The 23,212-nt window shown below is 49.9% G+C and carries 20 protein-coding genes; 12 read left to right on the top strand and 8 right to left on the bottom strand.

What is annotated here, in order from left to right; all coding sequences use genetic code 11:
• Positions 1-128 precede the first annotated feature (128 nt).
• Positions 129-2,351: a TonB-dependent receptor gene (locus IE117_RS03060; RefSeq protein WP_229580260.1), complete on the top strand. Its 2,223-nt coding sequence runs from the start codon at positions 129-131 to the stop codon at positions 2,349-2,351.
• Positions 2,352-2,416: 65 nt separating this feature from the next.
• Positions 2,417-2,992, top strand: a complete 576-nt coding sequence (locus IE117_RS03055) for a hypothetical protein (protein ID WP_189562866.1) — start codon at positions 2,417-2,419, stop codon at positions 2,990-2,992.
• Between the two features lie 78 nt (positions 2,993-3,070).
• Here IE117_RS03055 and IE117_RS03050 read toward each other — a convergent pair whose 3' ends face one another.
• Entirely contained in the window at positions 3,071-4,918 is a 1,848-nt protein-coding gene (locus IE117_RS03050) for a hypothetical protein (RefSeq protein WP_189562865.1), read from the bottom strand.
• A gap of 282 nt (positions 4,919-5,200) precedes the next feature.
• On the opposite strand from IE117_RS03050, the gene IE117_RS03045 reads away from it, so the two are divergent.
• From IE117_RS03045 to IE117_RS03030, 4 genes are all read left to right on the top strand, one after another.
• Complete coding sequence (locus tag IE117_RS03045) at positions 5,201-6,703, top strand: M28 family peptidase (protein WP_189562864.1); 1,503 nt, start codon at positions 5,201-5,203, stop codon at positions 6,701-6,703.
• Between the two features lie 40 nt (positions 6,704-6,743).
• Positions 6,744-7,205, top strand: coding sequence for a GNAT family N-acetyltransferase (locus tag IE117_RS03040; protein WP_189562863.1), 462 nt, complete (start codon positions 6,744-6,746; stop codon positions 7,203-7,205).
• 90 nt (positions 7,206-7,295) lie between these two features.
• On the top strand, positions 7,296-8,270 hold the full coding sequence (locus IE117_RS03035; protein WP_189562862.1) for a polyprenyl synthetase family protein: 975 nt from the start codon (positions 7,296-7,298) through the stop codon (positions 8,268-8,270).
• Between the two features lie 111 nt (positions 8,271-8,381).
• Positions 8,382-9,002, top strand: coding sequence for a rhomboid family intramembrane serine protease (locus IE117_RS03030; RefSeq protein ID WP_189562861.1), 621 nt, complete (start codon positions 8,382-8,384; stop codon positions 9,000-9,002).
• Positions 9,003-9,067: 65 nt separating this feature from the next.
• Here the strand turns inward: IE117_RS03030 and IE117_RS03025 are convergent, their stop codons facing one another.
• The 3 genes from IE117_RS03025 to IE117_RS26505 all read right to left on the bottom strand — a co-directional run bounded on the left by IE117_RS03025 (position 9,068) and on the right by IE117_RS26505 (position 13,828).
• Positions 9,068-9,730, bottom strand: a complete 663-nt coding sequence (locus tag IE117_RS03025; RefSeq protein ID WP_189562860.1) for a phosphatidylserine decarboxylase family protein — start codon at positions 9,728-9,730, stop codon at positions 9,068-9,070.
• Positions 9,731-9,831: 101 nt separating this feature from the next.
• Positions 9,832-13,179, bottom strand: coding sequence for a preprotein translocase subunit SecA (gene secA / locus IE117_RS03020; RefSeq protein WP_189562859.1), 3,348 nt, complete (start codon positions 13,177-13,179; stop codon positions 9,832-9,834).
• Positions 13,180-13,636: 457 nt separating this feature from the next.
• On the bottom strand, positions 13,637-13,828 hold the full coding sequence (locus IE117_RS26505) for a GNAT family N-acetyltransferase (RefSeq protein WP_374757958.1): 192 nt from the start codon (positions 13,826-13,828) through the stop codon (positions 13,637-13,639).
• Between the two features lie 264 nt (positions 13,829-14,092).
• Here IE117_RS26505 and IE117_RS03010 point away from each other — a divergent pair, with 264 nt between their 5' ends.
• Positions 14,093-14,695 carry a 2OG-Fe(II) oxygenase gene (locus IE117_RS03010; RefSeq protein ID WP_189562857.1) on the top strand — a complete coding sequence of 201 codons (603 nt, stop codon included), beginning with the start codon at positions 14,093-14,095 and terminating at the stop codon, positions 14,693-14,695.
• Here the strand turns inward: IE117_RS03010 and IE117_RS03005 are convergent.
• The 3 genes from IE117_RS03005 to IE117_RS02995 form a co-directional block, all read right to left on the bottom strand.
• Complete coding sequence (locus IE117_RS03005) at positions 14,692-15,951, bottom strand: MFS transporter (protein ID WP_189562856.1); 1,260 nt, start codon at positions 15,949-15,951, stop codon at positions 14,692-14,694. The two genes, IE117_RS03010 and IE117_RS03005, sit on opposite strands and share 4 nt — an antisense overlap.
• Before the next feature lie 92 nt (positions 15,952-16,043).
• Positions 16,044-16,484 (bottom strand): alternative ribosome rescue aminoacyl-tRNA hydrolase ArfB, encoded by a 441-nt coding sequence (gene arfB, locus IE117_RS03000; protein WP_229580258.1) that lies wholly within the window; start codon positions 16,482-16,484, stop codon positions 16,044-16,046.
• On the bottom strand, positions 16,463-16,969 hold the full coding sequence (locus IE117_RS02995) for a GNAT family N-acetyltransferase (protein WP_189562854.1): 507 nt from the start codon (positions 16,967-16,969) through the stop codon (positions 16,463-16,465). Before IE117_RS02995 ends, arfB begins: the two co-directional genes overlap by 22 nt.
• Before the next feature lie 167 nt (positions 16,970-17,136).
• On the opposite strand from IE117_RS02995, the gene IE117_RS02990 reads away from it, so the two are divergent.
• From IE117_RS02990 to IE117_RS02980, 3 genes are all read left to right on the top strand, one after another.
• Positions 17,137-17,883 (top strand): DUF3291 domain-containing protein, encoded by a 747-nt coding sequence (locus IE117_RS02990; RefSeq protein ID WP_189562853.1) that lies wholly within the window; start codon positions 17,137-17,139, stop codon positions 17,881-17,883.
• Positions 17,884-17,968: 85 nt separating this feature from the next.
• Positions 17,969-18,664, top strand: coding sequence for a YjjG family noncanonical pyrimidine nucleotidase (locus IE117_RS02985; protein WP_189562852.1), 696 nt, complete (start codon positions 17,969-17,971; stop codon positions 18,662-18,664).
• A gap of 78 nt (positions 18,665-18,742) precedes the next feature.
• Positions 18,743-20,779 (top strand): FAD-dependent oxidoreductase, encoded by a 2,037-nt coding sequence (locus IE117_RS02980; protein ID WP_189562851.1) that lies wholly within the window; start codon positions 18,743-18,745, stop codon positions 20,777-20,779.
• On the opposite strand, the gene IE117_RS02975 is transcribed toward IE117_RS02980, so the two are convergent.
• Positions 20,759-21,193, bottom strand: a complete 435-nt coding sequence (locus tag IE117_RS02975; protein WP_229580256.1) for a group III truncated hemoglobin — start codon at positions 21,191-21,193, stop codon at positions 20,759-20,761. The two genes, IE117_RS02980 and IE117_RS02975, sit on opposite strands and share 21 nt — an antisense overlap.
• 110 nt (positions 21,194-21,303) lie before the next feature.
• Between IE117_RS02975 and IE117_RS02970 the strand changes: the two genes are divergently transcribed.
• Positions 21,304-22,380: a S41 family peptidase gene (locus tag IE117_RS02970; RefSeq protein ID WP_189562850.1), complete on the top strand. Its 1,077-nt coding sequence runs from the start codon at positions 21,304-21,306 to the stop codon at positions 22,378-22,380.
• Entirely contained in the window at positions 22,377-23,159 is a 783-nt protein-coding gene (gene argB, locus IE117_RS02965) for an acetylglutamate kinase (protein ID WP_189562849.1), read from the top strand. Before IE117_RS02970 ends, argB begins: the two co-directional genes overlap by 4 nt.
• Positions 23,160-23,212: the final 53 nt, after the last annotated feature.

Genomic DNA, 23,212 nt, shown 5'->3' with positions numbered 1-23,212 from the left:
TGTCAATCAGGGAAAAGTACATGGGTAAAATGCAAGCGACGGGCTTTTTCACAAGCTTAATATGCCTTCTGCTTACTACCGCTTCCTTTTCTCAAAACCAAGATTGCCACTGTTTTATAAAAGGAACTGTGCGTGATGCCCACAGCGGTCTACCCGTAGTAGGCGCGACATTGCTCCTGGTGAAATCCAATCAGGGAGTGTTTACCGATGCAGCCGGACGGTATGAGTTCACGGGGCTCTGTCCGGGGAAATACGAGATCGAATGTCGTATCATTGGGTATCAGTCACGGCGCGACACCGTCAACCTGACTGAGGGGCACGAAGAAAACTTCTCCCTGGATGAAGAAGAGATTCACCTCAAAGATGTAGAAATCACCGCGCACCGGACCGACGCCCCCATTTCGCAGCCGCTTACTACGCTCTCCGGCAGTGACCTTGCCCGAACACGCGGGCAATCTTTGGGAGAGAGTTTGCAAGGTATCACGGGAGTCACCATGCTTCAGACAGGTTCGTCCATCGCCAAGCCCGTTATTCACGGGATGCACAGCAACCGCGTATTGATTATGAACAACGGTGTGCGGCAGGAAGGTCAGCAGTGGGGTTCGGAACACGCTCCCGAAATCGATCCGTTCGTAGCTACGCGGCTTTCGGTGGTTAAGGGTGCCGCAGGTGTGCGCTATGGCTCCGACGCGATCGGCGGCGTGGTGCTGGTGGAGCCGGAGGAACTACCCATCGACAAACCCATTAGTGGCGAATTGAACGCCGCCGCCTTTTCCAATGGGCGTCAGGGCGCAACTTCAGCTACCTTACAAGGAGGAGTGAAAGGCCTCAATGGCTTCGGCTGGCGGGCTCAGGGAACACTGAAACGCGGCGGTAACATTCGAACCCCTACTTATTTCCTGGATAATACAGGCAGCGCCGAGCGAAATTTTTCGCTGGCAGCAGGGTATCGAAAAAAAGGTTTCGGAGCAGAAATTTACTACAGTCATTTCAAAACTAAAATTGGCATCTTTTCGGGTTCACACATAGGTAGTGTTACAGATCTGCTTAATGTCATTCAAAGCGGCGAACCACTGATTAAGGCCGATTTCAGCTATACGATCAATCGTCCTTACCAGGACGTTGCTCATAATCTGCTCAAAGGCGAAATGCACTACCATTTTTCCGACGGCAACCGCCTCAAATGGGTTTCGGCCTATCAATATGATAATCGTCTGGAATACGACCTTCACGCACCGCGCAATGATTCGCTGGCAACTTTGAATCGCGCTGAACTTTCGTTTCGACTCACGACGCTTACCAACGACATTATTTGGGACCATAAGCCACTAGCAGGTAAGTTGTCAGGGCAAATTGGCGTAAGTACCCTGTACCAATACAATCTTATGGATGGCCGCCCCCTGATCCCCAACTTTGACCAGTGGAATATCGGAATCTTCGGCATTGAGCGGCTGGTGCATAATGGCTGGGAACTAGAGGCGGGCTTGCGCTACGATTATCGCGATCTGACTACCTACCGCTTCGTAAATCGGCTCAAAACAACCGATCACTTCGTATTTCATAATGCCTCGGGTACCCTCGGAGCCGGGCGAAACCTGAATGATCGCTGGTCGGTGCGGGTCAACCTTGGTACAGCCTGGCGCGCACCGAACGTGAGTGAGCTCTTCAGCGATGGTGTCCATCACGGTGCAGCAGCTTACGAGCAGGGCGACGCCAATCTCGCACCCGAAAAAGCCCTCAATACCATTGCCAGCATTCGCTATGCTACTGATAACCTGACTCTGGAAGTGGGCGGATACTACAACTACATTCGGGATTACATATATCTCAAACCCCAACCTGAACCCATCCTGACGGTACGCGGAGCATTTCCCTACTTTAAGTACAACCAGACCGATGCAACATTCAAAGGGGTAGACCTTTCGGCGGATTGGAAACTTAGCGGTCATTTGTCGTGGATTAGCAAACTCACCTACCTGCGGGTGAACGACGTGCGCAATGATGCCTACTTGGTGATGATTCCGGCCAACCGCTGGGAAAATCAGTTAAAGTATGCCTGGGATAGTAAGGGTAGATGGGAAAAAATGTTTTTCGCATTAGGCAACCGATGGGTGGGTGAACAGCGGCGCATTCCGCCCGGCAGCGATTTCGCTCCACCACCGTCGGGCTATGCCCTGTGGAATGCGCAGTTGAGCGGCAATCTGGTCTTTTCGGAAAAGAAGCGCGTGGAGGTGACTCTCACCGTGGATAACTTGCTGGATACCGTCTACCGTGATTACCTGAATCGTTTCCGCTACTACGCCGACGATATGGGGCGAAACGTTTCTTTGCGCATGCGATACGTTTTTTAGATTAAGAGTGAATCAGGATATACTGACAATAATTTCAAATCAACCACAACTATTTTTTTAGAATAATGAAGAGAACCAACCAGAATTGGAATTACGGCCTGATTATAGGCGTGGCTTTTCTGTTCATGCAGTGCAAATCAGCATCGGACGTGACGCCGGACGATGAGAACGAGCTGATTACGACTGTTCAGTTGAATTTTACACCAGAAAACACAGGATTCCCGACGGTACAGACATTCACGTACCGCGATGTGGACGGCGACGGAGGCAATGCACCGACGAAGTTCGATACCGTTTCTTTGCAGGCGAATACGAATTATACTCTGAAAATAACCCTGCTCGACGAAAGCAAGAATCCTGCCGTCGATATAACCCAGGAAGTGAAGGAAAAGTCGGACGAACACCTGGTTGTTTTTACAGCGAGCCCAGCATCTCTATTTAAATACACCTATGGCGACACGGATGCAAGCAATCTCCCGCTTGGCCTAACGGGCATGGTGCTAACCGGGACCGCCGGAACAGGAAAGCTCAAAGTGCAACTTCGCCACCAACCCCCCATCAGTGGAAAAGTCCAAAAGGATGGCACACCCGGTCCCGGCAGTGACGATGTGAACTTGGACTTTGTGTTGATGGTGAAGTAGCGGACTTTGGTTTGAAAACTACCAGCAAAATCTGGCCACAGAAAAGTGGTTTCGATATGCCTGAGTTGCTTCCATTCTCTATTTTTCAGCCAGTCGGACAATTTTCGTTGTATAGCGCAAATCCCAATGTTTATCACTGACCGGTTCGGGAGACATGATCCATATCTGGAATTTTCCAGAAGGAAGTTTACCGCGGAAGAGGCCGTACTGATTTTTCGCGCTGTAATAGGTTTTGTGTTTTAGAAACTCTTCCCAGGCATAGGGCGCAGGAATCGCCGGGAGTGGCAGTATGTGGCGGTCTGAGACCAGCAGGAAGCAGGCGGAATAGACCGTATCTTTGCTTTGCGACTCAAATTCAATATACTCTGCCGGAAAATTATTTTCAGCCATACGATAGCCAGCCCTGGCTGCGAAGGTACCCTTGTACAACGCTGATTTATCTTTGGTTTGAGCACGTAGTTGAGCGGGAGAAGGTAGTTTGTCGGAAGCATACAGATTGCTCAACCCACTGGTTTCTATGGCTCCGACCAGTTCCTTCATACGGGTGGGATGATTCCAGAATGGCTTATCGCCAAAGTTATCGCCATCCGTCAGAAAAGTAGTGTAGTTTTTCCAGTAATATCCGTCGAGCAGTAACTCATCGTGTTGCTGGCGAAGGTGAACGATAGAGGAAAAATAACTCTGGAAGTTGAGCGCCACAAAACCCAATAGTCCCAAAACCAGTACCACGGGCTGTATATAGCGCAGCCTTCTGGTAAGTACTACCAGTGCCACATAAGCCACTGCCAGTAGTACTGCTCCAAATATCATGTAGCGGCGCGAAAAAATACTTCCACCATACATAAAAAACTGCCCCATGGGCCGACTCAGTACGAACATAGCCCCGGTCCCCAATCCAAATAGAAAGGCTCCCAACACAAACCAGTAACTCGCTTTTAGTTTCTGGCTCAAAAGTGAACGAATCAGCCATCCCAGAAATACCACTCCAATGAAAATGCCGAGATAAACACTAGCCATCATATCGGGATAAAAATCCTGCTGCATTGGGTGCGGGATGTCGAGATACAATGAATTACCCACGAAACCCAGCAACAGTAACCCGTTAAAAATAGGATGCTCCCAGGGCTTGGGTGCATTGGCCGAAGCAATGAACTGGTAGTCGAATAGAAAATAAAATGCAATGGAGCCGATTGCCAGCATACTCCACCAAAGAAGACTACGATATCTTTTCTGAAAAACAAGTATGACAGCTCCTATAATCCAGGCCAGCATCCCTGTGCCGCTTACAAAGGTGACTATCAAGGCGGAAATGGCCCCTACCCATAGGCCAGCCCGATTGGCCCGGCCCAGACTGTAAGCAGAAAGAAAAGCAAAAAAAAGCAGGGGGGTATTTTGAATAGCAGCGATGCCCCAGAAGGCATTCTCATAAAAAGTAAGGTTAAACAGGACAAAAGGTATGGGTAGAAAGTAGTACCATGCCACACGTTCATCTCTAAATGTCAATGCAAACAGATAAAGAATTCCGAGTAAAAAAAGGTTGCCCAGCGTAATCAACACCTTAATGTTGACTGTCCCTGTAATGAACACGAGCGCCAGCATCACCAGTCGTTCAAAGGCAAAGCGGTGCTGATTCACCTGCGCAAAAAGGATTTTGACAGCAGCCACAAAGTCCTGTTCCTGGCGAAAATCACGGACCGTTTCCAGCAATACAAAATCGTCGGTGAATGGAATATTGACAAGGTGGGCGTCAATGATGACGTAAAAGTAGAGGATCGGTAGAACTACCACTCCCAGACCCAGCGACTTCGTTAAAAAGCTGGCTTTATCATGGGCGAACGATGCGCCAAAAAGAACCAGTAGCAATAACACAAGCCCGAAGTATTCGAGCAGATAGGGATCGACGTAAAAAGGCTGGCTTATCATCATTTAACAGCAAACCGACATATTCAGGCCAGATATCCGGCTTTGCAGGTTACCAGAAAAAAAGGTTGAGGGGCGCAAGTTAAAAAATCTTTTTGGGGACTTGGTGAAAGCCGCTATTAGCCCGTCTGTCCATAAATTGTCAGGTGTCAGCAAAGTTGTACTTAACTTTGCACGATCCTTATTTGATAGGTATCAGAGCAAAAGCACAATTTGCAGTTTCCGCGTTTCCATGAAGCCGCTTTTTTCCAAAAACCTATTCCTGCCAATCTTTAATCTGCATATTGCATGAAAAGAATATTTGTTGCTATCGTACTTTTTGGTTTATCACTTGTCCCTGGCTTCGCCCAAACGAGTAATCGACTACCAGAATATAAACTACAAAAAGCCGAGCTGGAAGCTCACATGCGCTTTCTGGCTTCCGACGAATTGATGGGGCGGCGTACGGGTGAGCCAGGCAACCTCGTAGCCGCCCGCTACATTGCCGAACAGTTCCGGCGCTATGGGCTGGACAATGCTCCATCGCTACATTCGTACATGCAAACTGTCCCGCTCGAAAAGATGGGCGCGTTGGGAAAAGGTGATTTGTTCGTCGGCAAGGACATCTTACGCTCCGGGCAGGATTGGATCCTGATGTCGGGGGGTAGTTCCGATATTAAAGCCCCACTGGTGTACGCGGGCTTTGGGCTGGAAAATGCCGACAAGGGGTGGGACGATTACAAAGGGCTGGATGTGAAGGGAAAAATCGTGCTGTTACAAAGTGGTTCGCCCGAAGCGACTGCGCCCCTCGAGATTATCACAGCATCGGATGAGAAACGCAGAATTGCGGCGGAGAAAGGGGCGGTGGCAGTCATCGAGATTTTCAAAGCTCCGGTTCCCTGGAATTTCGTCACTAAGTTTTTCGGCGGCGAGCGCGTGGCATTGTCTCCCGGTGGTACGCCCACAACCCTCCCCCACGCCTGGGTCAATGGTCAGGAAGCGAAATTTACGAAGATGCTTCGGGCCGTCGATGAGGTTCGCTTCCAAACCACCGGGCGCGCTGTGCAGACGGTAAATGGCTACAATGTGGTCTCATACATTGAAGGCACCGATGCCATATTGAAAGACGAATACGTATTACTCTCGGCGCATTATGACCATGTGGGTGTAGGCAAACAAGGTGGGCAGCCCTACACGCCGGAGGATAGCATTTTTAATGGCGCCCGCGACAACGCCTTCGGGACGGTATCGCTGCTGGCTGCCGCCCAGGCATTGGCTCAACACCCGCCGAAGCGCTCGGTACTGCTGGTAGCCCTAACGGGCGAAGAAGTGGGCCTGCTGGGTAGCAAGTACTACGCCAGCCACCCGCTCCTATCCCTAAAAAAATGCATTTTTAACTTGAATACCGATGGCGCGGGCTACAATGACACCAGTATCCTGGCAGTCATTGGACTGGACCGCACGGGAGCGCGGGCCGAGATCGAAACGGCCAGCAAAGCATTCGGCCTGGATGTGGTTGCCGATCCTGCCCCGGAACAAGGGCTTTTTGACCGCTCCGACAATGTGAGTTTTGCTAAAATGGGTATTCCTGCGCCCACTATCACGCCGGGATTCAGAACGTTTGATGCGGAGCTGATGAAGAACTACCACCAGGTATCGGACAATCCCGAAACGATCGATTTCAGCTATCTCCTCAAATTCTCCCAAGCTTATGCCTACGCCGCACGCCTCATCGCCGATCGGTCACAGGCTCCGCAATGGAGCAAAGGCGATAAGTACGAAGAAGCCGCGAAAGCGCTTTACGGACGGTAGTTTCTGTAAAATAGAAAGACGTCAGAAAACGCTTTTTCCGATGATAACTATCCTAAGAACCAACTCCCAGAGCCAGGACTTCACCGACTTGGTGAAACTACTCGACGCCGACCTGAAAGTACGCGACGGCGAAGACAACGCTTTTTACTCCCAGTTCAACAAACTCGATCTGATCAAACATGTTGTCGTAGCTTATGATGGTGACCGGCCAATCGGTTGCGGAGCTATCCGGGAATACCAGCCGGAGAAGATTGAAGTGAAACGGATGTATGTTACGCCTGAAGGGAGAGGCAGAGGAATTGCCACAATAATGCTGAATGAACTGGAAAATTGGGCAAAGGAGCTTGGCTACGAATATTGCATTCTCGAAACTGGAAAAAAGCAACCCGAGGCCATCGCACTTTACAAAAAATCGGGCTACCAGATTATTGAGAATTATGGCCCCTACGCCGGAGTAGCCAATAGCGTATGCTTTGAAAAACAAATACTGCAGGAGAAATAGGTAATTTGCCAGTCTCTTTTGAAGGTCATTTTCTTTTTTTAAAACCCTAACCACCCTAATACGGTTGAAGAGAGCAGAATTGATTCGCGAATGACTACACCCGACCAACTACTGCAAGCTCTGCAGGATGAAATCGAGCAAAATACTTACGGCAAACATCCCGCCGAACTCTACGAACCTATCCGGTACATCATGTCGCTGAGCGGCAAGCGGCTGCGCCCGTTGATGACGCTAATGGCCGCTGCCCTCTACACCGATGAATGGCGCAAAGCGCTCAAACCGGCTCAGGCTGTTGAAGTCTTTCATAATTTCACCCTGATGCATGATGACATCATGGACTGCGCACCGTTGCGGCGTGGCCAGCCCACCGTGCACGAAAAGTGGAATGCAAACATCGCAATCTTGTCAGGTGATGTGATGCTGGTGAGGGCTTACGATTTGTTATTGGAAGTAGATGGTGATCGGCTCAAACGTGTCATAAAGCGCTTCAATGAAACGGCGGCGGCAGTTTGCGAAGGTCAGCAACTCGATATGAATTTCGAAACACGCTGGGATGTGACCGAGGCAGAGTACCTCAACATGATACGACTGAAAACCTCCGTTTTGCTGGGCTTTGCGCTCGAATTGGGCGGTATCGTCGCCGGAGCCGATGAGGAGGCTACTACGTTGCTCTACGAAGCGGGCGTCAGCATGGGCATCGGATTTCAATTGAAGGACGACCTTCTGGATGTCTACGGTGACCCGGCCAAATTTGGCAAGCAGGTGGGCGGCGACATTATTGCCAATAAAAAAACATTCCTGTTAATCGAGGCACTCGAAAGAGCAGAAGATTCGGCCAAGACCGAATTGGATAAATGGGTATCGGAAAAGGAATTTGACAAAGAGGAAAAAGTAAAAGCCGTTACGGCCATTTACGATTCGCTAAAAATCCGCACCTTTACCGAACAAAAGATTACAGAACACTTTGACAAAGGCTTTGACTGTCTGGAAAGGCTGCAAGCCGAACCCGCTCGAAAAGAACCACTTTTAAGCTTCGTGCATCAGCTGGTCGAGCGGGAGAACTAATCGTCGATGAGCGATTGATTGAATGACGGGGCCACCCGAGCGGGGAATCTTTCTTTCGTCTGCCTGCTTTATCATCCAATCAACCTCTTATCCTCTCATTCAAAATTGCCCATGTCTCTCACACTTATCATTATTCTTGTTACAGTCGCAATCAGCTACTATTCCTGGCAGAATCCCTCGACGCTGGAAAACATGGTCCTGAATCCTTATAAGGTTTCTAAAAAAGGCCAATACTACCGTTTCATCACGTCCGGTTTCGTTCACGCGGATTTCATGCACCTTTTGTTCAATATGCTCACGCTCTGGTTTATCGGCGAGGGCATCGAGCGACTTTTCGGGATGTTGTTCGGGGGCAACGGGCGGATTTATTTTGGAGCTTTGTACCTGCTCGGAATCATCGCTTCGGATGTTCCTACCTTTTTGAAGCATCGAAACAACTCAGGATACAACTCCCTGGGAGCATCGGGTGGGGTAGCTGCCGTATTATTCGCAGCGGTACTTTACGCGCCGTTGCTGGAAATCTGCCTTTACTTTTTGTTGTGTATCCCCGGCTTCATCTTCGGCATACTGTTCATCGGTTATTCCTACTACGAATCCCGGCGGGGAACGGGTTTTGTCAACCATGATGCCCACATGTACGGAGCTATCTTCGGGTTGCTCTTTATGGCGGCAGTATACCCGGCAGCTGTACCAGGGTTTTTCCAGCAAATTAGTGGCTGGCGGTTATTTTAATTGAAAAAGTACCCTCACTCCTAGCTAATGATGGATTAGGCGAGCGTACGCAGTTACGCCTGACCCTATGACTTCAACTCGGCAAGAACCGTTACGCTACCCACTGTCTTATCGTTCAGGTTCACTTTTATTTCGGCGTCCAACGGCACGAATACATCTACACGCGAGCCAAATTTGATAAAACCCATCTGGGTACTTTGTTTCACTCGATCGCCTTCCTTGACGTACCAGCGGATGCGCCGGGCCACGGCGCCCGCAATCTGACGAAACAGGATCTCTACCCCCTGTGAGTTCTGAATCACGGTAGTTGTGCGCTCATTGTCGGTACTGGATTTCGGATGCCACGCCACGAGGTACAGCCCGGGATGGTACTTGAAGTACTTCACCACGCCGCTGATCGGATTCCAATTAACGTGAACGTTGAGCGGCGACATAAATATGCTGATCTGACGTCGGGGGCCTTTGAAATACTCATTTTCCACCACCTCTTCTATTACCACTACTTTGCCGTCGCAGGGAGCTATAATCCGGCTTTCGTCGGTAGTTACGACCCGCGCGGGAACACGAAAAAACTGGACGATCAGAAAAAAGAACACAACACTGGCAACCAGTAAAAGCCAATGCAGCCAGACTAACTCAGGTATAAAATAACGCACGCCCCAGTTGATCAGGAGCAAAAGTAGAGCCGTACCGCCCATTATTACATAGCCTTCCTTATGGAGTTTCATTTTTTAAAGTTTATGAATTTATCAGTCAATGAATCAGAGTTATAGAGCACTCACTCACAAACCCTGAACAGCGCAGGCTGCCCTTCATAGGATCCAAACTACTATTCCATTACCACGCAAACTCCGTTTTCCACATCCTGCTCCACTTTCTTATACTTAATATTTTTCAAGACACGGCCATCGCGATACTGCACCGTTACTTTCTGATTGCGATCAGCAATTTTGATCGAACGGGCAGGTTGCTGCTTTACGGTATTTTCCATGTGACGTGCATGCTGGTTGGGACCATTTTCTCCAGAGTCTTCGGTTTCCTCTCCCCGGTTAGTTTGCAGGGCCGGATTCGGCTGCCGACGGGCTGGTGGTCGCTGTACGTTTTCCGGCGCAGTCTGCTCCTGAGGAATATCAGCTTTCATCAGGAACGAAAGCATGTCGAAATTCACCTTGCTCAGGAAGCGCTTGAATAGCTCGACGGATTCGAATTTGTAAATCAATAGCGGGTCTTTCTGCTCGAACACGGCATTCTGCACCGACTGCTTCAGATCGTCCATTTCGCGCAGGTGCTCCTTCCATTCCTGGTCGATAAGCGAAAGCACGATAGCCTTTTCCATCTCGCGGACAATTTCACGTCCCTCAGTTTTGATGGCTTTTTCCAGATTCACCACAACGCCCGCCTGCCTCATTCCGTCAGTAAACGGAATCATGATTTCGGAAATCGTAGCGCCGCGCTCGGCATGAATCTGCTTCAATACAGGGAGGGCCTTTGCGGCAATCGTCGCGTTCTTTTCGCGGTAATGCTTCTCTGCCGCCTGGTAAAGTTTTTGAGAGCGCTGAGCGGCATTCATCCCGCCGTATTCACTTTCGTCGAAAGGCGGTTCAATGCCAATGGCAGTCAGTGTGGCCAGTTCAAATTCGGCGTAATCGCTACCAGTACTAGCCACGATATCCTCGCAAACGTCGAACAGCGTGTTGGCAATGTCCACCGCCAGGCGTTCACCAAACAGAGCATTGCGACGACGGCGATAAATGGCGTCGCGCTGGTAGTTCATCACATCGTCGTACTCAAGTAGTCGCTTCCGGGTTCCGAAGTTGTTCTCCTCTACCTTACGCTGAGCGCGTTCAATCGACTTAGTAATCATGCTGTGCTGAATCACCTCCCCTTCTTCCAGGCCCATGCGATCCATGACCTTGGCCATGCGGTCAGAGCCGAAAAGTCGCATCAGATTATCTTCCAGCGATACAAAAAACTGCGACGAGCCCGTGTCGCCTTGCCGTCCGGCACGTCCTCGCAGCTGGCGGTCGACCCGGCGACTTTCGTGCCGCTCGGTACCGATAATAGCCAGCCCGCCCGCTGCTTTGGCATCAGGCGTCAGCTTGATGTCGGTACCGCGTCCTGCCATGTTGGTGGCGATAGTCACCGTGCCGGGAATACCCGCCTGAGACACCACGTCAGCCTCGCGCTGGTGCTGCTTAGCGTTAAGTACCTGGTGGGGTATCTTACGTAAAGTCAGCATCCGGCTTATGATCTCCGAATTTTCGACGGAGGTGGTACCGACAAGCACCGGACGGCCACCTTCAACCATCTCCACGATTTCGTCGGCCACAGCATTGTACTTTTCGCGCACCGAGCGATACACTTTATCTTCTTCGTCCTTCCTGATCACAGGAACGTTAGTCGGGATGGATACGACGTCCAGTTTATAAATTTCCCAGAATTCGCCAGCCTCCGTTTCGGCCGTTCCAGTCATACCCGCCAGTTTGTGGTACATGCGGAAGTAGTTCTGTAAAGTGACGGTGGCATAAGTCTGCGTGGCGTCTTCGACTTTTACACTTTCCTTGGCCTCTATAGCCTGGTGCAGCCCATCAGAGTAGCGGCGACCATCCATGATACGACCGGTCTGCTCATCCACAATCTTAACTTTTCCGTCCATAATGACGTACTCGACGTCCTTTTCGAACAGATTATAGGCTTTCAGCAACTGGTTGACTGTATGGATCCGCGCAGCTTTTACAGTATAATCGCGAATTAAGGCCTCTTTCTTTACGACACGCTCTTGTTCGTTGAGTTCCGCATCTTTCTCTATATCATTTAGCTCGACAGCGATGTCGGGCATGATGAAAAAGTTGGTCTCAACCGACTCGCCGGTCAGGAAATCAATGCCTTTTTCGGTGAGTTCAATGCTGTTTTGCCGCTCGTCGATGGTGAAGTAAAGTGGCGCGTCAGCTTCGGGCATCCGTTTCTGATTTTCGGCCAAATAGATACCCTCGGTTTCCTGCAAAAGGGCTTTCATACCGCCCTCACTCAAAAACTTGATGAGAGGTTTATACTTAGGCGTTCCGCGGAAAGCACGGAACAGTGCCAATCCACCCTCTTCCTTATCTCCGGCAGCAATCTTTTTCCGTGCGTCGTTTAGCAGTTCCATGGTCAGCTTACGCTGCGCTTCCACGATACGGGCTACACGAGGCTTGAGTTCCATATACTCCTGCTCGTCGCCTCTCGGCACAGGACCACTGATAATAAGGGGAGTCCGGGCGTCGTCGATCAGCACGGAGTCAACTTCATCCACCATTGCAAAGTGGTGCTTCCGCTGCACGAGCTCCTCCGGCGAGCGAGACATATTGTCACGGAGGTAGTCAAAGCCGAATTCGTTGTTGGTACCGTACGTCAGGTCAGCTTTGTAAGCGTTGCGCCGGGCCAAAGTATTGGGTTCGTGGCGGTCGATACAGTCCACGCTCATGCCATGAAACTCGAACAAAGGGGCATTCCATTCCGCATCACGTTTGGCAAGGTAGTCGTTTACCGTTACAATGTGAACGCCTAGTCCGGCCAGGGCATTGAGGAAAGCGGGCAGCGTGGCTACCAGTGTTTTACCTTCACCTGTGGCCATTTCAGCAATTTTACCCTTGTGCAGCACTACACCCCCTACCAGCTGTACATCATAATGCACCATCTGCCAGCGGGTAGGCTGGCCGATCACATTCCAGGTACTCTGCCAAATGGCTTTCTCGCCGTCGATTGTAACGTGCGACTTCTTCGCTGCCACTTCGCGGTCGAAGAAGGAAGCGGTCACCTCCAATTGGTCATTTTCCTTGAAGCGACGGGCCGTTTCCTTGACGATAGCAAAACCTTTTGGCAGAATTTCTTCCAGCACTTTCTCCAACTCTTGGTTGCGCTCCTCGCCAAGATCATCGATTTGCTTGAATATCGCTTCCTTGCTATCTACGTCTGGCTCGTCCTCTGCCTGCTGCTTGAGCGTAGCTATTTGGTCGTCGATTGGTTTGAGTTGCTCAGCGATGTATGCGCGCAGGTCAGTAGCCCGCTGCCGCAGTTCGTCGTTGGAAATAGAGGCCAACTGCTCGAACTCAGCGTTAATACGACCCACATAGGGCGTGAGTTCCTTCAAGTCGCGATCGGCCTTAGTGCCGAAGAGTTTACTGAATATTTTTAACATGGTGATTTCTTATATAGTGTTGAAGCCGCTCCTGGTCAAGGGTATCGTCAATTTATCGAACAAAATTTGAACGCATGCGAGCGGCGAAACTTTTCCAATTAATGTTTTGAAAAATAATACGCCCGAAAGCCGCTGAATGCCAGATTGTCAGTCAGACTGAGTTTCAAATCGCAAAGTTAATTCTTTGGCCGTTGGTTTTATAATTTGATTTTGCAGAAGTAGAGGGAAGATTGATTATTAGCAGGTTGCAGAGAATTCAAAGGGTACTTTTACCAGATATGAAGATGATAAGCAGCAGATGGCAGGTATGAATCTGAGCGGCTAGGCCGATTTCATCGCTGAATCCTCACTCAGCTTGTCGTACACATTCAGGCTGATAAATTTGCCGTTTTTCACTTCCCAGTCAGCCATCGTACCTTCATGCCGGAAATCGAATTTGGTAAAGAATCGTTACCGTTTACATTTCCGGTTTCCACAAATCATTTGATTCTGCGCAGGATGAGTGGTCAAAACCGTAACGACAGATATGGCTGAAAGTTTCTGACATGGCCCCTTTCCCCCAGTAGTCTGTGAGCAACCAGAACCCGATTTCGATCTTTATATGTTCCATTGATAGGTTACTCAGCTCGGCACCGCCATGATCAGTCATTACAGGCATATTCTTTTCCCTCTGTCCAATTCATTACCACTGCCAACACCCCAAAACCTCTGCAAAGTAGGACCAGTATCGGATTTGACTTTAAAGTTTAGTATCAAAAATAGACTCCTCATTCACTCAATTTGAGTGAATGAGCCATAGTCTTGTCCTCGACATGGATTCCCAGTATATTCACGCCAAATTTCTCGGAATTCGCAAACTTGACTCTTGAGTACAGCTATCCTGAATCATACAACCTAAACGCTTCTTAAAAAAATGCCTAAGTTATTCCCTTACATGCACGTCGAAAATTTTCTCAGCGACGAGCTTAGCCAGCAGATATTCGACTACGCCGTCGGGAATGAGGACAAGTACACGTCTGCACAAGTCGGTAAAGAGGGCAAAGTCAATGAAAAGATGCGAATTTCAAAAGTATGGCGTGACCTTGGCCCATTCGATGCCATACTCCATGAAAAAATTCACGCATTTTATCCTGAAATGCTGAAAGGGTTAAAAATGGCAGATTTTAAAAGAAGGGAAAAACTCGAACTTGAAATAGCAGCTCATGGCGACGGTGCTTTCTTTAAGCCCCACATTGATATGCGACTGGGCGAAACCGGTGACCGGGTTCTGAGCGCAGTGTACTACATGCACAGTATGCCCAAGGCATTCAGCGGGGGACAATTGAAAATCTACCCACTTGAAATTATGCCCGGCGACGATGAACCCGTCATGCTGGAACCTACCCACAATTCACTTTTAGTATTCCAGTCTTATGTCCACCACGAGGTGCTGCCCATCGTTTGTCCGGGGGCGACGTTCAAGGATTATAGATTTGCGATCAATTGCTGGGTTCATAAAGCGTCACCTGCCTCCTAAGCTTCCAGAAAATCCAGATCCTTATCATGCGTTTCCGGAATAGTAAGCGTGGAGTAAAATCCAATGGCATAGGCTAGCACGCCCACCGCAAATCCCGCCAGGATGACATCCAGCGAAGGCTTCCAGGCTACAAAAAGCATATTCATCGGAATCAGGGCACCGCGCACGAAGTTGGGTACGGTGGTGGCCGCCGTCGCCCGCAGGTTGGTGCCGAACTGCTCAGCTCCCACCGTTACAAACATGGCCCAGTAGCCTGTACCCAGACCCAGCCAGCAGCAAAGTGCATACAGCATTTCGGCAGATTTTATGCCGGCAAAAAGGAAAAGCAAGACACCAACCAGCGAAAAACCCATCATCCAGGCGATCGCTTTCTTTCGTGAACGCAATGCTTGGCTGAGAAAGCCGCTGCCGAAATCGCCCGCCGAAATACCGATATAAGCCCACATAATAGCGAGACCGGGATCAATCGTTTCAGGAATGCCCAGCGCTTTGCCGAACTGGTTGCTCTGGTAAGCCAGAATCCCGATACAAAACCAGGTGGGCATACCGATACCGATGCATTTGAGGTACTTGATGAAGCGTTCTTTGTTGGTAAAGAAAGAGAAAAAATCGCCTTTCATCACGTGCGCCTTATCGGTGATATCCTTGTAAATCCCCGATTCCACTACGCCGACCCGTAGCAGCAACAGCAAAAAGCCCATTGCGCCGCCCACGAAATAAGCGATGGTCCAGTCGCCCGAGAGCCGGACGGTGAAAGTACCTACCACTGCTCCCAGTAAGCCAACGCCCGCCACCAGTGAGGTACCGATGGCCCGCAACTCCTTGGGCAAGCTCTCTGACACCAGCGTGATCCCTGCTCCCAGCTCTCCTGCCAAGCCGACACCCGCCACGAAGCGCAGCCATTTGTAGGCTTCAATCTTATCCATGAATTCTATCTGGGGAATAAAACCACAGGCAACGTTGGCCAGCGAATAAGTAATGATGGAGCCAAAAAGTACCGACAACCGTCCTTTCTTGTCACCCAGAATTCCCCATAAAAGGCCGCCTAGCAATAACCCGATCATTTGGTAATTGATGATGTCGGTTCCCACGGCGTCGGCCTGTTCCATGGTCAGGCCCAAACCCAGCAGACTGGGAATACGCACAATGCCGAAAAGCTGCAGATCGTAGATATCAACGAAATAACCCAGGGCAGCCACAATGACCGGGAGGCTGAACAAGTGCTGATATTTAGTTTTACCTTGGTAGGTCGTCATAAAGATAAGGGAGGGGTATGAAGAAAAGGTGAGAAGTGAAACCTAAGCTGCTCAAAAAAAAATTCTGCAAGAAAAGTCAAATCAACGGCATTTTACTCTCTCGGCGGTTTTCGGCGCATCTTTTTAGTTTCTGAGCGTTGCTTTTTGGACTGGATTCTGCGTCGATTCGAGGCCAGCGTGGGGCGCGTAGCCCGACGGCGGCGCGGCACAACAAAAGCTTCCCGGATAAGACGGTCAAATTTCCGGATTACCCTTTCCTTATTGGCCAGTTGGCTACGCTCGGTTTGGTGGATCAGAATCAAGACGCCTTCGTTTGTAAGTTTATTGGCAAGCTTTTTCAGCAGAAACTCTTTCTGCTCTTCATTCAGTGCCTGTGAATTGGGGATATCGAGTCGGAGTTCGACTTTCGTTTCGACCTTGTTCACGTTCTGCCCCCCTTTGCCGCCGCTTCGGGCGGTCTGAAAGGCAATCTCGGGGTGGAGTACTTCGGGATTTATTTTGAGTTCAGATATCATGGTTGCTTTCCGGTCCATTTCATGAAGTTTTTCATCTCCACAAAGCCCAGTTTTTCATAAAGAGGCTTTCCGGCGGACGAGGCATTCAGCGTTACATGCCCGATCTCTTCTTCCTCACACCACTGTAGCATAGTTGTCACAAGCGATTTTGCCAAGCCAAAGCGGCGGTAATCAGGCTCAGTAAACATGTTCAGAATGTGTGCCTGCATTTCCAGGGGACAACTCAGGCCGCTTTCCAATGGAAAGGGCGCGATGCGGCGCAGCAATAAACCACCGCCGGCCACAATTTCGTCGCTATTGTTAGTCACCAGCCATCCTTGATAAGATTGGTCGGCCACAGCTTCTTCAAAGTACCGGACACATTGTATATACATCTCCTCATAACCTTCGGCCAGCAGGTCATTCATCGCAAGCCACATTTCGCAGCGGTGCCGGGCCAGGGTTTGCGCATCGGCAGGCGTGGCACGCCGGATGACGAATTCAGGTAATGTATCAGTTCCCATTGTAGCAAAGTACCGGACTTTGTATGTCCTTTTCGATCGACCGGGACATATTCTCCCCGTTCGAACAAAAATAGTGATCAAAATGTAAGATTTACCCGGCGTACCCGACTGGAACGGGGTTTGTTACACTTTTCGATCCGGTATCCATACACTAACCACCCATTCAATTGTTCCAAATACTTCACCCCAGCAAAGCACTCGACCCCGTGACGACGTTCACGGTATTCAAGTTTGCCAAAGAAAAGATCTGGTGGGCCTTTGGCCAAATGGGTCGCAAAACCCTGGAAAATCCCAAAGGCGCGACATTCAGCAAGATGCTCGGCAGCGGGCGTAAGGGCTTCGACATTATTCCCAATTTTCGTCAATACACTTTTCTGGCCCAATGGGAGAGCGCACAATGCGCCGACGAATTCTTTGCGTCTCCCGATTTCAGGAATTATGCTGCCCAGACCGCAGAACACTATACGATCAAAATGAGTACGATCCAGTCACACGGCCAATGGGATGGGGCGGAACCTTTCCAGACTGCGGAAAATATCGAAAAAGAGTACACGGGCCCAATTGTCGTACTGACCCGCGCGAAGATCAATTTCACCAAACTACTGGATTTTTGGCGACACGTCCCCAAAGCTCACCTTTCCTTAAAAAAGTCCAAAGGCGTACTGCTCGCATTCGGCATTGGTGAAAACCCCATTACCCAGCAGGCCACCATCAGCGTGTGGGATAGTGTGGAGTCGCTGAAAAAATTTGCCTATCACCGTCCCGGACATAAAGAAATCGTGAAGCGCACCCGACAACGCGGCTGGTACAGCGAGGAATTATTTGCGCGATTCATCCCTGTTGCAGTGGACGGTGGGGTACTTTTTGGATACCCAAAAATCGACAGCCCATCCGAATCAACCGTTGGTTTTTAATTTTTTAAGCGACAGTTTTGTTCGACCTTAGACACACGCAGTGTGCTATTCCAGCAACCTGAACCCATTAAAATATATTAGATTCTTGCCTTACCAACACTTATTTTTCGACCTCGACCATACACTCTGGGATTTTGAACGCAGTTCCGGCGAATGTCTGACCGAAATATACCAGACCTTCGATATGGCAGGGATGGGTATTAATTCGATAGATGATTTTGTTAGTACCTATCTTCGAATCAACTACCAACTCTGGCGGGAGCTGGAGCGTGGCGAAATCCCGCATGGGCACATCCGTGAACATCGGTTTCGGCGGGTGTTGGAAGAGTTTGGCGTTCATGCCGGTATTGATTTCCGTCCTATGGAGGAAGCCTATATGGAAATGTTGCCCACAAAATCATATCTCATCGATGGCTCGCTGGAAGTACTGAACTATGTTCGGGACCAGGGCTATATATTGCACGTGCTCACCAACGGCTATGACCTGGTGCAGGGCAAGAAGATGCGGAGCGCGGGAATCTTCGATTATTTCGTTCATATCGTGACTAATGAAAAAGCCCAGGCTCGCAAGCCCGACCGTCGCATTTTCGAGTATGCCCTCCAATGCGCCGGAGCAGGGTGCGACAACGGCCTGATGATCGGCGACAACTGGGAAGCCGACATATTGGGAGCTAAGGGCGCCGGGATGGATACCGTTTACTACAATCCGGCAGGAAATGTTTTCGATGAAAGTCCTACCCACGATATTCGGCATTTGCGGGAGTTGATGGAAATTTTGTAAGTATAGTACCTTCCTTAATTACTTAATTTCTACAGCGAGATTACTCCTGCGTCCTTTACAAAATTCAACAAAGTTTTTATGAGGGTACTTTTCCGACTTACACTTCTGCTACTTTGCGCTTCTACCGCCTTTGGCCAGAAAACTTACGACATCTGCGTCTATGGTGGCACGTCGGCGGGCGTCATCGCGGCTTACACCGCCAGGATGCAGGGTAAATCAGTGCTCCTGATCGAACCCACCAAACGCCTCGGCGGGCTGAGTTCTGGGGGACTGGGCCAAACGGACATCGGAAACAAATACGCCATCACGGGTGTAGCGCGTGACTTTTACCGCCGTATCGGACAACATTACGGCAAATTCGAGCAGTGGACTTTCGAGCCACACGTGGCGCTGAATCTTTTTAACGAATACATCGACCGGGCCAAAGTAGAGGTTTGGTACGACTACCGGCTTTTTTCGGTAGACAATCAGAAGGGAAAAATTCAGGAAATTGTGGTGGAAAATTCGCTTTATCCTGAACCCAAGACAAACCGTACCGTCCGGGCAAAAGTCTACTTAGACTGTACCTACGAGGGCGACCTGATGGCCAGGGCGGGTGTCAGCTACGTGGTGGGCCGTGAAGACAACGAGGTTTACGGCGAAACCTGGAATGGAGTTCAACTGCTCGACAAACACCAGTTTCCACCCGGAATCAGTCCTTATAAAACACCTGACGACCCAAGTAGCGGTTTGCTATGGGGCATCAGCACGGAACCGCTTTACCCGATTGGAAGCGGCGACAAAAGTGTGCAGGCTTACAACTTCCGCATCTGCCTCACCAGCGACCCGGCCAACCAGATTCCGATCACGCGCCCCGCCCGCTACGATTCCACCAAGTACGAGCTGCTACTGCGGCAAATTGCCATCGAAAAGCCTAAACACATTAACTGGGGTGTGATGCACATTGCCGACATGCCCAATAACAAGACCGACATCAACAACAAGGGCGGCCTTTCCACCGACATGATTGGAGCCAACCATGCTTATCCCGAAGCCGACTACGATACGCGACAAAAGATTGTGCAGGATCACTTGGACTATACCAAAGGCTTCCTCTACTTCGTGGGCCATGATCCCCGAATGCCTGAACATCTGCGGAAGCAAATGCTGGAATGGGGATATCCCAAAGACGAGTACCTGGACAACGACCATTTTTCACCCCAACTCTACATCCGGGAGGCGCGGCGCATGAAGGGCGAATACGTAATGACACAGCACCACTGCGAGGGCGAAGAAGTAGCCCCGGATGCCATCGCCCTGGCTGCATACAGCATGGATTCGCACAATTGCCAGCGGCTAATGGTACCCAACCCTGCCACCGGGAAAATGATGGTACAGAACGAGGGCGACGTACAGGTGCATGGCTTCGGCCCCTACCCGATCAGCTACCGCGCCCTCACGCCTAAGCGTACCGAATGTACCAACCTATTGGTGCCCGTAGCCCACTCGGCCAGCCACATCGCCTACGGCTCTATCCGCATGGAGCCCGTGTTCATGGCCCTCGGTCAGGCGGCAGCCCAGGCAGCGGTGCTGGCGGTGAATAGTCAAACTACCGTGCAGGAAATAGACATCGCCGCATTGCAAAACAGACTTAAAAACGATCCGCTGGCCGACGGCAGCACACCCGAAATTCTGCTCGACAACGATGTGACACCGAAGGCTGTGACGATAAGCGGCAAATGGCGTATTGAACAAGGGGGTGGAAAGTACGCTGCTTCGCAGTTGGTGGACGACGCCAGGAGTGAGGAAATCAAGTCAGTACGCTACACCCCTGAGATTCCAAAAAATGGCAAATACACCGTTTATGTTTTCAACCCTTATCCGGGTGGAGGTGGCGGAAATCCCGCCCAGTACGATGGGGCAAAAACAGGAAAGTCCAGCCGCACTAATTTGAAAATAAAAGCCGGAAAAAGAACGGAAAAGGTAGAATTGGCAACCCAAACGCAGGTTAATGAATGGATCGAAGCCGGTACTTATAGTTTTGTCAAAGGCGGAGAAAACTTTGTTGAAGTATCAAACGAGGGCTCAGAAGGTACCGTGGTGGCCGACGCCGTGCTATTCGTTCCGGTGAAGTAAGGAGGTGTTGGTACCCGCGTTTATTTGTCCGATGCGGTGTTCCATGACCGCGGCAATATTCATGGCCCGCATTTTGGCTTCAGCAGCCTTCTCGCCTTCAAATAACTCATCCACGGTCTGGTAAAAGAGCGCGAGCCAGGCATCAAAGTACTCGGGTCGGAAAGGATGGCTTTCGTTCAGCTTGAAGTGCGGCGGCATGGGTCGGCCCCGGTAGTTCCCGCTACCGAACAGAATACCTTCCCAAAAATCGTACATCTTGGGCAGGTGTGTGTCCCAGTTGACGTTCGCTATTTCGTTGAAAATTATGCCGATGGTGGGATCATCACGTACTTTGTCATAGAAAGTATTGACAAGATTTTCCACATCGGCGCGGCTGGTTATCTCAGGAAGCATAGGTACTTTTGGGGTAGTCATCGTTTCTTCAACAGCGTTGATCACTTCTTCCGTTCAGGCATCAAGTATGATATTAGTCATTAAAGCGGTGGATAAAGAACGAAGAGTCCTTTTAAGAAATTTGGCAAACTATGTTTCTCAAAATAGTCTCCATTGTCAGCGCCATCGTTCTAGCGATCTGCTTTTCCTGCCAAACCTCACAGAAGCTTTTTAAACGGAAACCCACGGAAAACAATGTCTCTCCGCAGGCTCTTGATTATTTTGAAAAGGCATTCGGATACATTCGTTCCGAGGCCTATCACCGAAAAGAGATTGATTTTGACAAGATTGGAGTGGCGGCGCTTGAAAAAATGGTCAACGCCCAAACTTCCGCAGACACTTATGGCGCCATTGCATACGTACTAGCCGAGTTGAAGGACCGACATAGCTTTTTTACTCCACCCTCTAATACGCGCGAGATGTTGGCTCCGCATGTTTCCGGAGAAAGGACGATGCCTTTCGAAGCCTCCGTCATTGATAGGGAATATGGCCTAATTGTGCTCAATTCTTATAATTCTCCTTATAAATCGGAAACAAAACCAATCGCTGACAGTCTCTATCGCACTTTACAGTACTTTGGGGAGAAAAACATCAAGGGAATTATCATTGACATGCGATTCATGGAGGGCGGGACGTACGTTCCTTTTGTTGGAGGTCTTGCGCCCTTGCTTGATCACGACCTCTCAACCGGCCATGACATGTTGTTTGGCTATGTTTATAGTAATGGCAGAAAAGAACAAATTGGAACGTACAAAGGAAGCATTTTTACAAAAGGTGGCCGTAAGCAGGCTCAGCTTATCCAACTTTCTAACTGGAAACCCTTACCGGTAGCAAACCTGCCCATTGCTATTATCGCCGGAAAATATACTGCTAGTGCAGGCGAGATGATTTTAATTCCCTTTCTTAGTCTGCCTAACGTACGAACTTTTGGCGAGCCAACATACGGTGTACCCACCGGAAAAAGCAATATCTTTCTCGCGGATAGTGCGATGATCTCACTAGCAAATTCTGCCACCTTTGACCGCAACGGAAAAGTGTACGACGGGCCGATTGAACCCGATGTCAATATCAATACTTTTAAGAACGGAAGTCCACCAGACAGTTTGGTAAAAGTTTATCTGGCGGACAGCTTAGCCAAAGCCTGGATCGATAAAAAAAGCTTTCAATGAAATTAACAGTAATAAAAATCGGCGGCAACGTCATTGACAACCCTGATGCCTGCGCGGCTTTTCTCAAAGCCTTTGCCCAACTCCAAGGCCCAAAAATCCTTGTCCACGGTGGTGGCAAAATCGCCACACAGACCGCCGCCAAACTCGGCATTGAAACCCAAATGATCGATGGCCGCCGCCTGACCGACCGACCTATGCTCGATGTGGTAACGATGGTATACGGAGGACTAGTGAATAAAAACCTGGTAGCCCAGTTGCAAGCCAACGATTGCAACGCCATTGGCCTCACGGGCGCCGATGGGGGCATTATCCGTTCGGTCAAGCGTCCGGTCAAAACGATCGACTATGGCTTTGTGGGGGACATCGAGGAAGTGAATTCCGGGCAAATCGACGCTTTGCTGTTAAGTAGTTTGGTACCTGTCATCGCGCCGCTGACGTACAGCCGTGAGGGCTTATTGCTCAACACCAACGCCGATACGATGGCTTCGGCGACAGCGGTGGCGATGGCTGAGCGGTACGAGACAAATTTGGTTTATTGTTTCGAAAAAAAGGGGGTACTTTCCGATCCTGACGACGATGAGGCCGTTATTCCAACGCTGAATCCCGCGTCCTACGCAGCCTATAAAGAAAGTGGAGTCATTTATAAAGGTATGATTCCGAAGTTGGATAACGCTTTTGCTGCCCTGCAATCCGGCGTAAAGCGGGTGATAATCTGTCACGCTGACGATTTGATAATGGCGTCGGAAGGGAAGGCCGGCACGGTGCTGGATTTGACTTAAAATTTCAAAAAGAAAACTGCCGGAAAATAATCGCTCTGAACGCGGAAGAGTGG

Origin of the sequence: Persicitalea jodogahamensis (assembly GCF_014651615.1) — a bacterium.
Taxonomy (GTDB): domain Bacteria; phylum Bacteroidota; class Bacteroidia; order Cytophagales; family Spirosomataceae; genus Persicitalea; species Persicitalea jodogahamensis.
Note: the sequence above shows the minus strand (reverse complement) of the source record. Positions and strands in the feature narration are given on the sequence as shown.

Coding starts and splice junctions, on each gene's coding strand:
- IE117_RS03055 (WP_189562866.1), top strand. CDS start 2,417: ATGAAGAGAACCAACCAGAATTGGAATTACGGCCTGATTATAGGCGTG.
- IE117_RS03050 (WP_189562865.1), bottom strand. CDS start 4,918: ATGATGATAAGCCAGCCTTTTTACGTCGATCCCTATCTGCTCGAATAC.
- IE117_RS03045 (WP_189562864.1), top strand. CDS start 5,201: ATGAAAAGAATATTTGTTGCTATCGTACTTTTTGGTTTATCACTTGTC.
- IE117_RS03040 (WP_189562863.1), top strand. CDS start 6,744: ATGATAACTATCCTAAGAACCAACTCCCAGAGCCAGGACTTCACCGAC.
- IE117_RS03035 (WP_189562862.1), top strand. CDS start 7,296: ATGACTACACCCGACCAACTACTGCAAGCTCTGCAGGATGAAATCGAG.
- IE117_RS03030 (WP_189562861.1), top strand. CDS start 8,382: ATGTCTCTCACACTTATCATTATTCTTGTTACAGTCGCAATCAGCTAC.
- IE117_RS03025 (WP_189562860.1), bottom strand. CDS start 9,730: ATGAAACTCCATAAGGAAGGCTATGTAATAATGGGCGGTACGGCTCTA.
- secA (WP_189562859.1), bottom strand. CDS start 13,179: ATGTTAAAAATATTCAGTAAACTCTTCGGCACTAAGGCCGATCGCGAC.
- IE117_RS26505 (WP_374757958.1), bottom strand. CDS start 13,828: ATGACTGATCATGGCGGTGCCGAGCTGAGTAACCTATCAATGGAACAT.
- IE117_RS03010 (WP_189562857.1), top strand. CDS start 14,093: ATGCCTAAGTTATTCCCTTACATGCACGTCGAAAATTTTCTCAGCGAC.
- IE117_RS03005 (WP_189562856.1), bottom strand. CDS start 15,951: ATGACGACCTACCAAGGTAAAACTAAATATCAGCACTTGTTCAGCCTC.
- arfB (WP_229580258.1), bottom strand. CDS start 16,484: ATGGACCGGAAAGCAACCATGATATCTGAACTCAAAATAAATCCCGAA.
- IE117_RS02995 (WP_189562854.1), bottom strand. CDS start 16,969: ATGGGAACTGATACATTACCTGAATTCGTCATCCGGCGTGCCACGCCT.
- IE117_RS02980 (WP_189562851.1), top strand. CDS start 18,743: ATGAGGGTACTTTTCCGACTTACACTTCTGCTACTTTGCGCTTCTACC.
- IE117_RS02975 (WP_229580256.1), bottom strand. CDS start 21,193: ATGACTACCCCAAAAGTACCTATGCTTCCTGAGATAACCAGCCGCGCC.
- IE117_RS02970 (WP_189562850.1), top strand. CDS start 21,304: ATGTTTCTCAAAATAGTCTCCATTGTCAGCGCCATCGTTCTAGCGATC.
- argB (WP_189562849.1), top strand. CDS start 22,377: ATGAAATTAACAGTAATAAAAATCGGCGGCAACGTCATTGACAACCCT.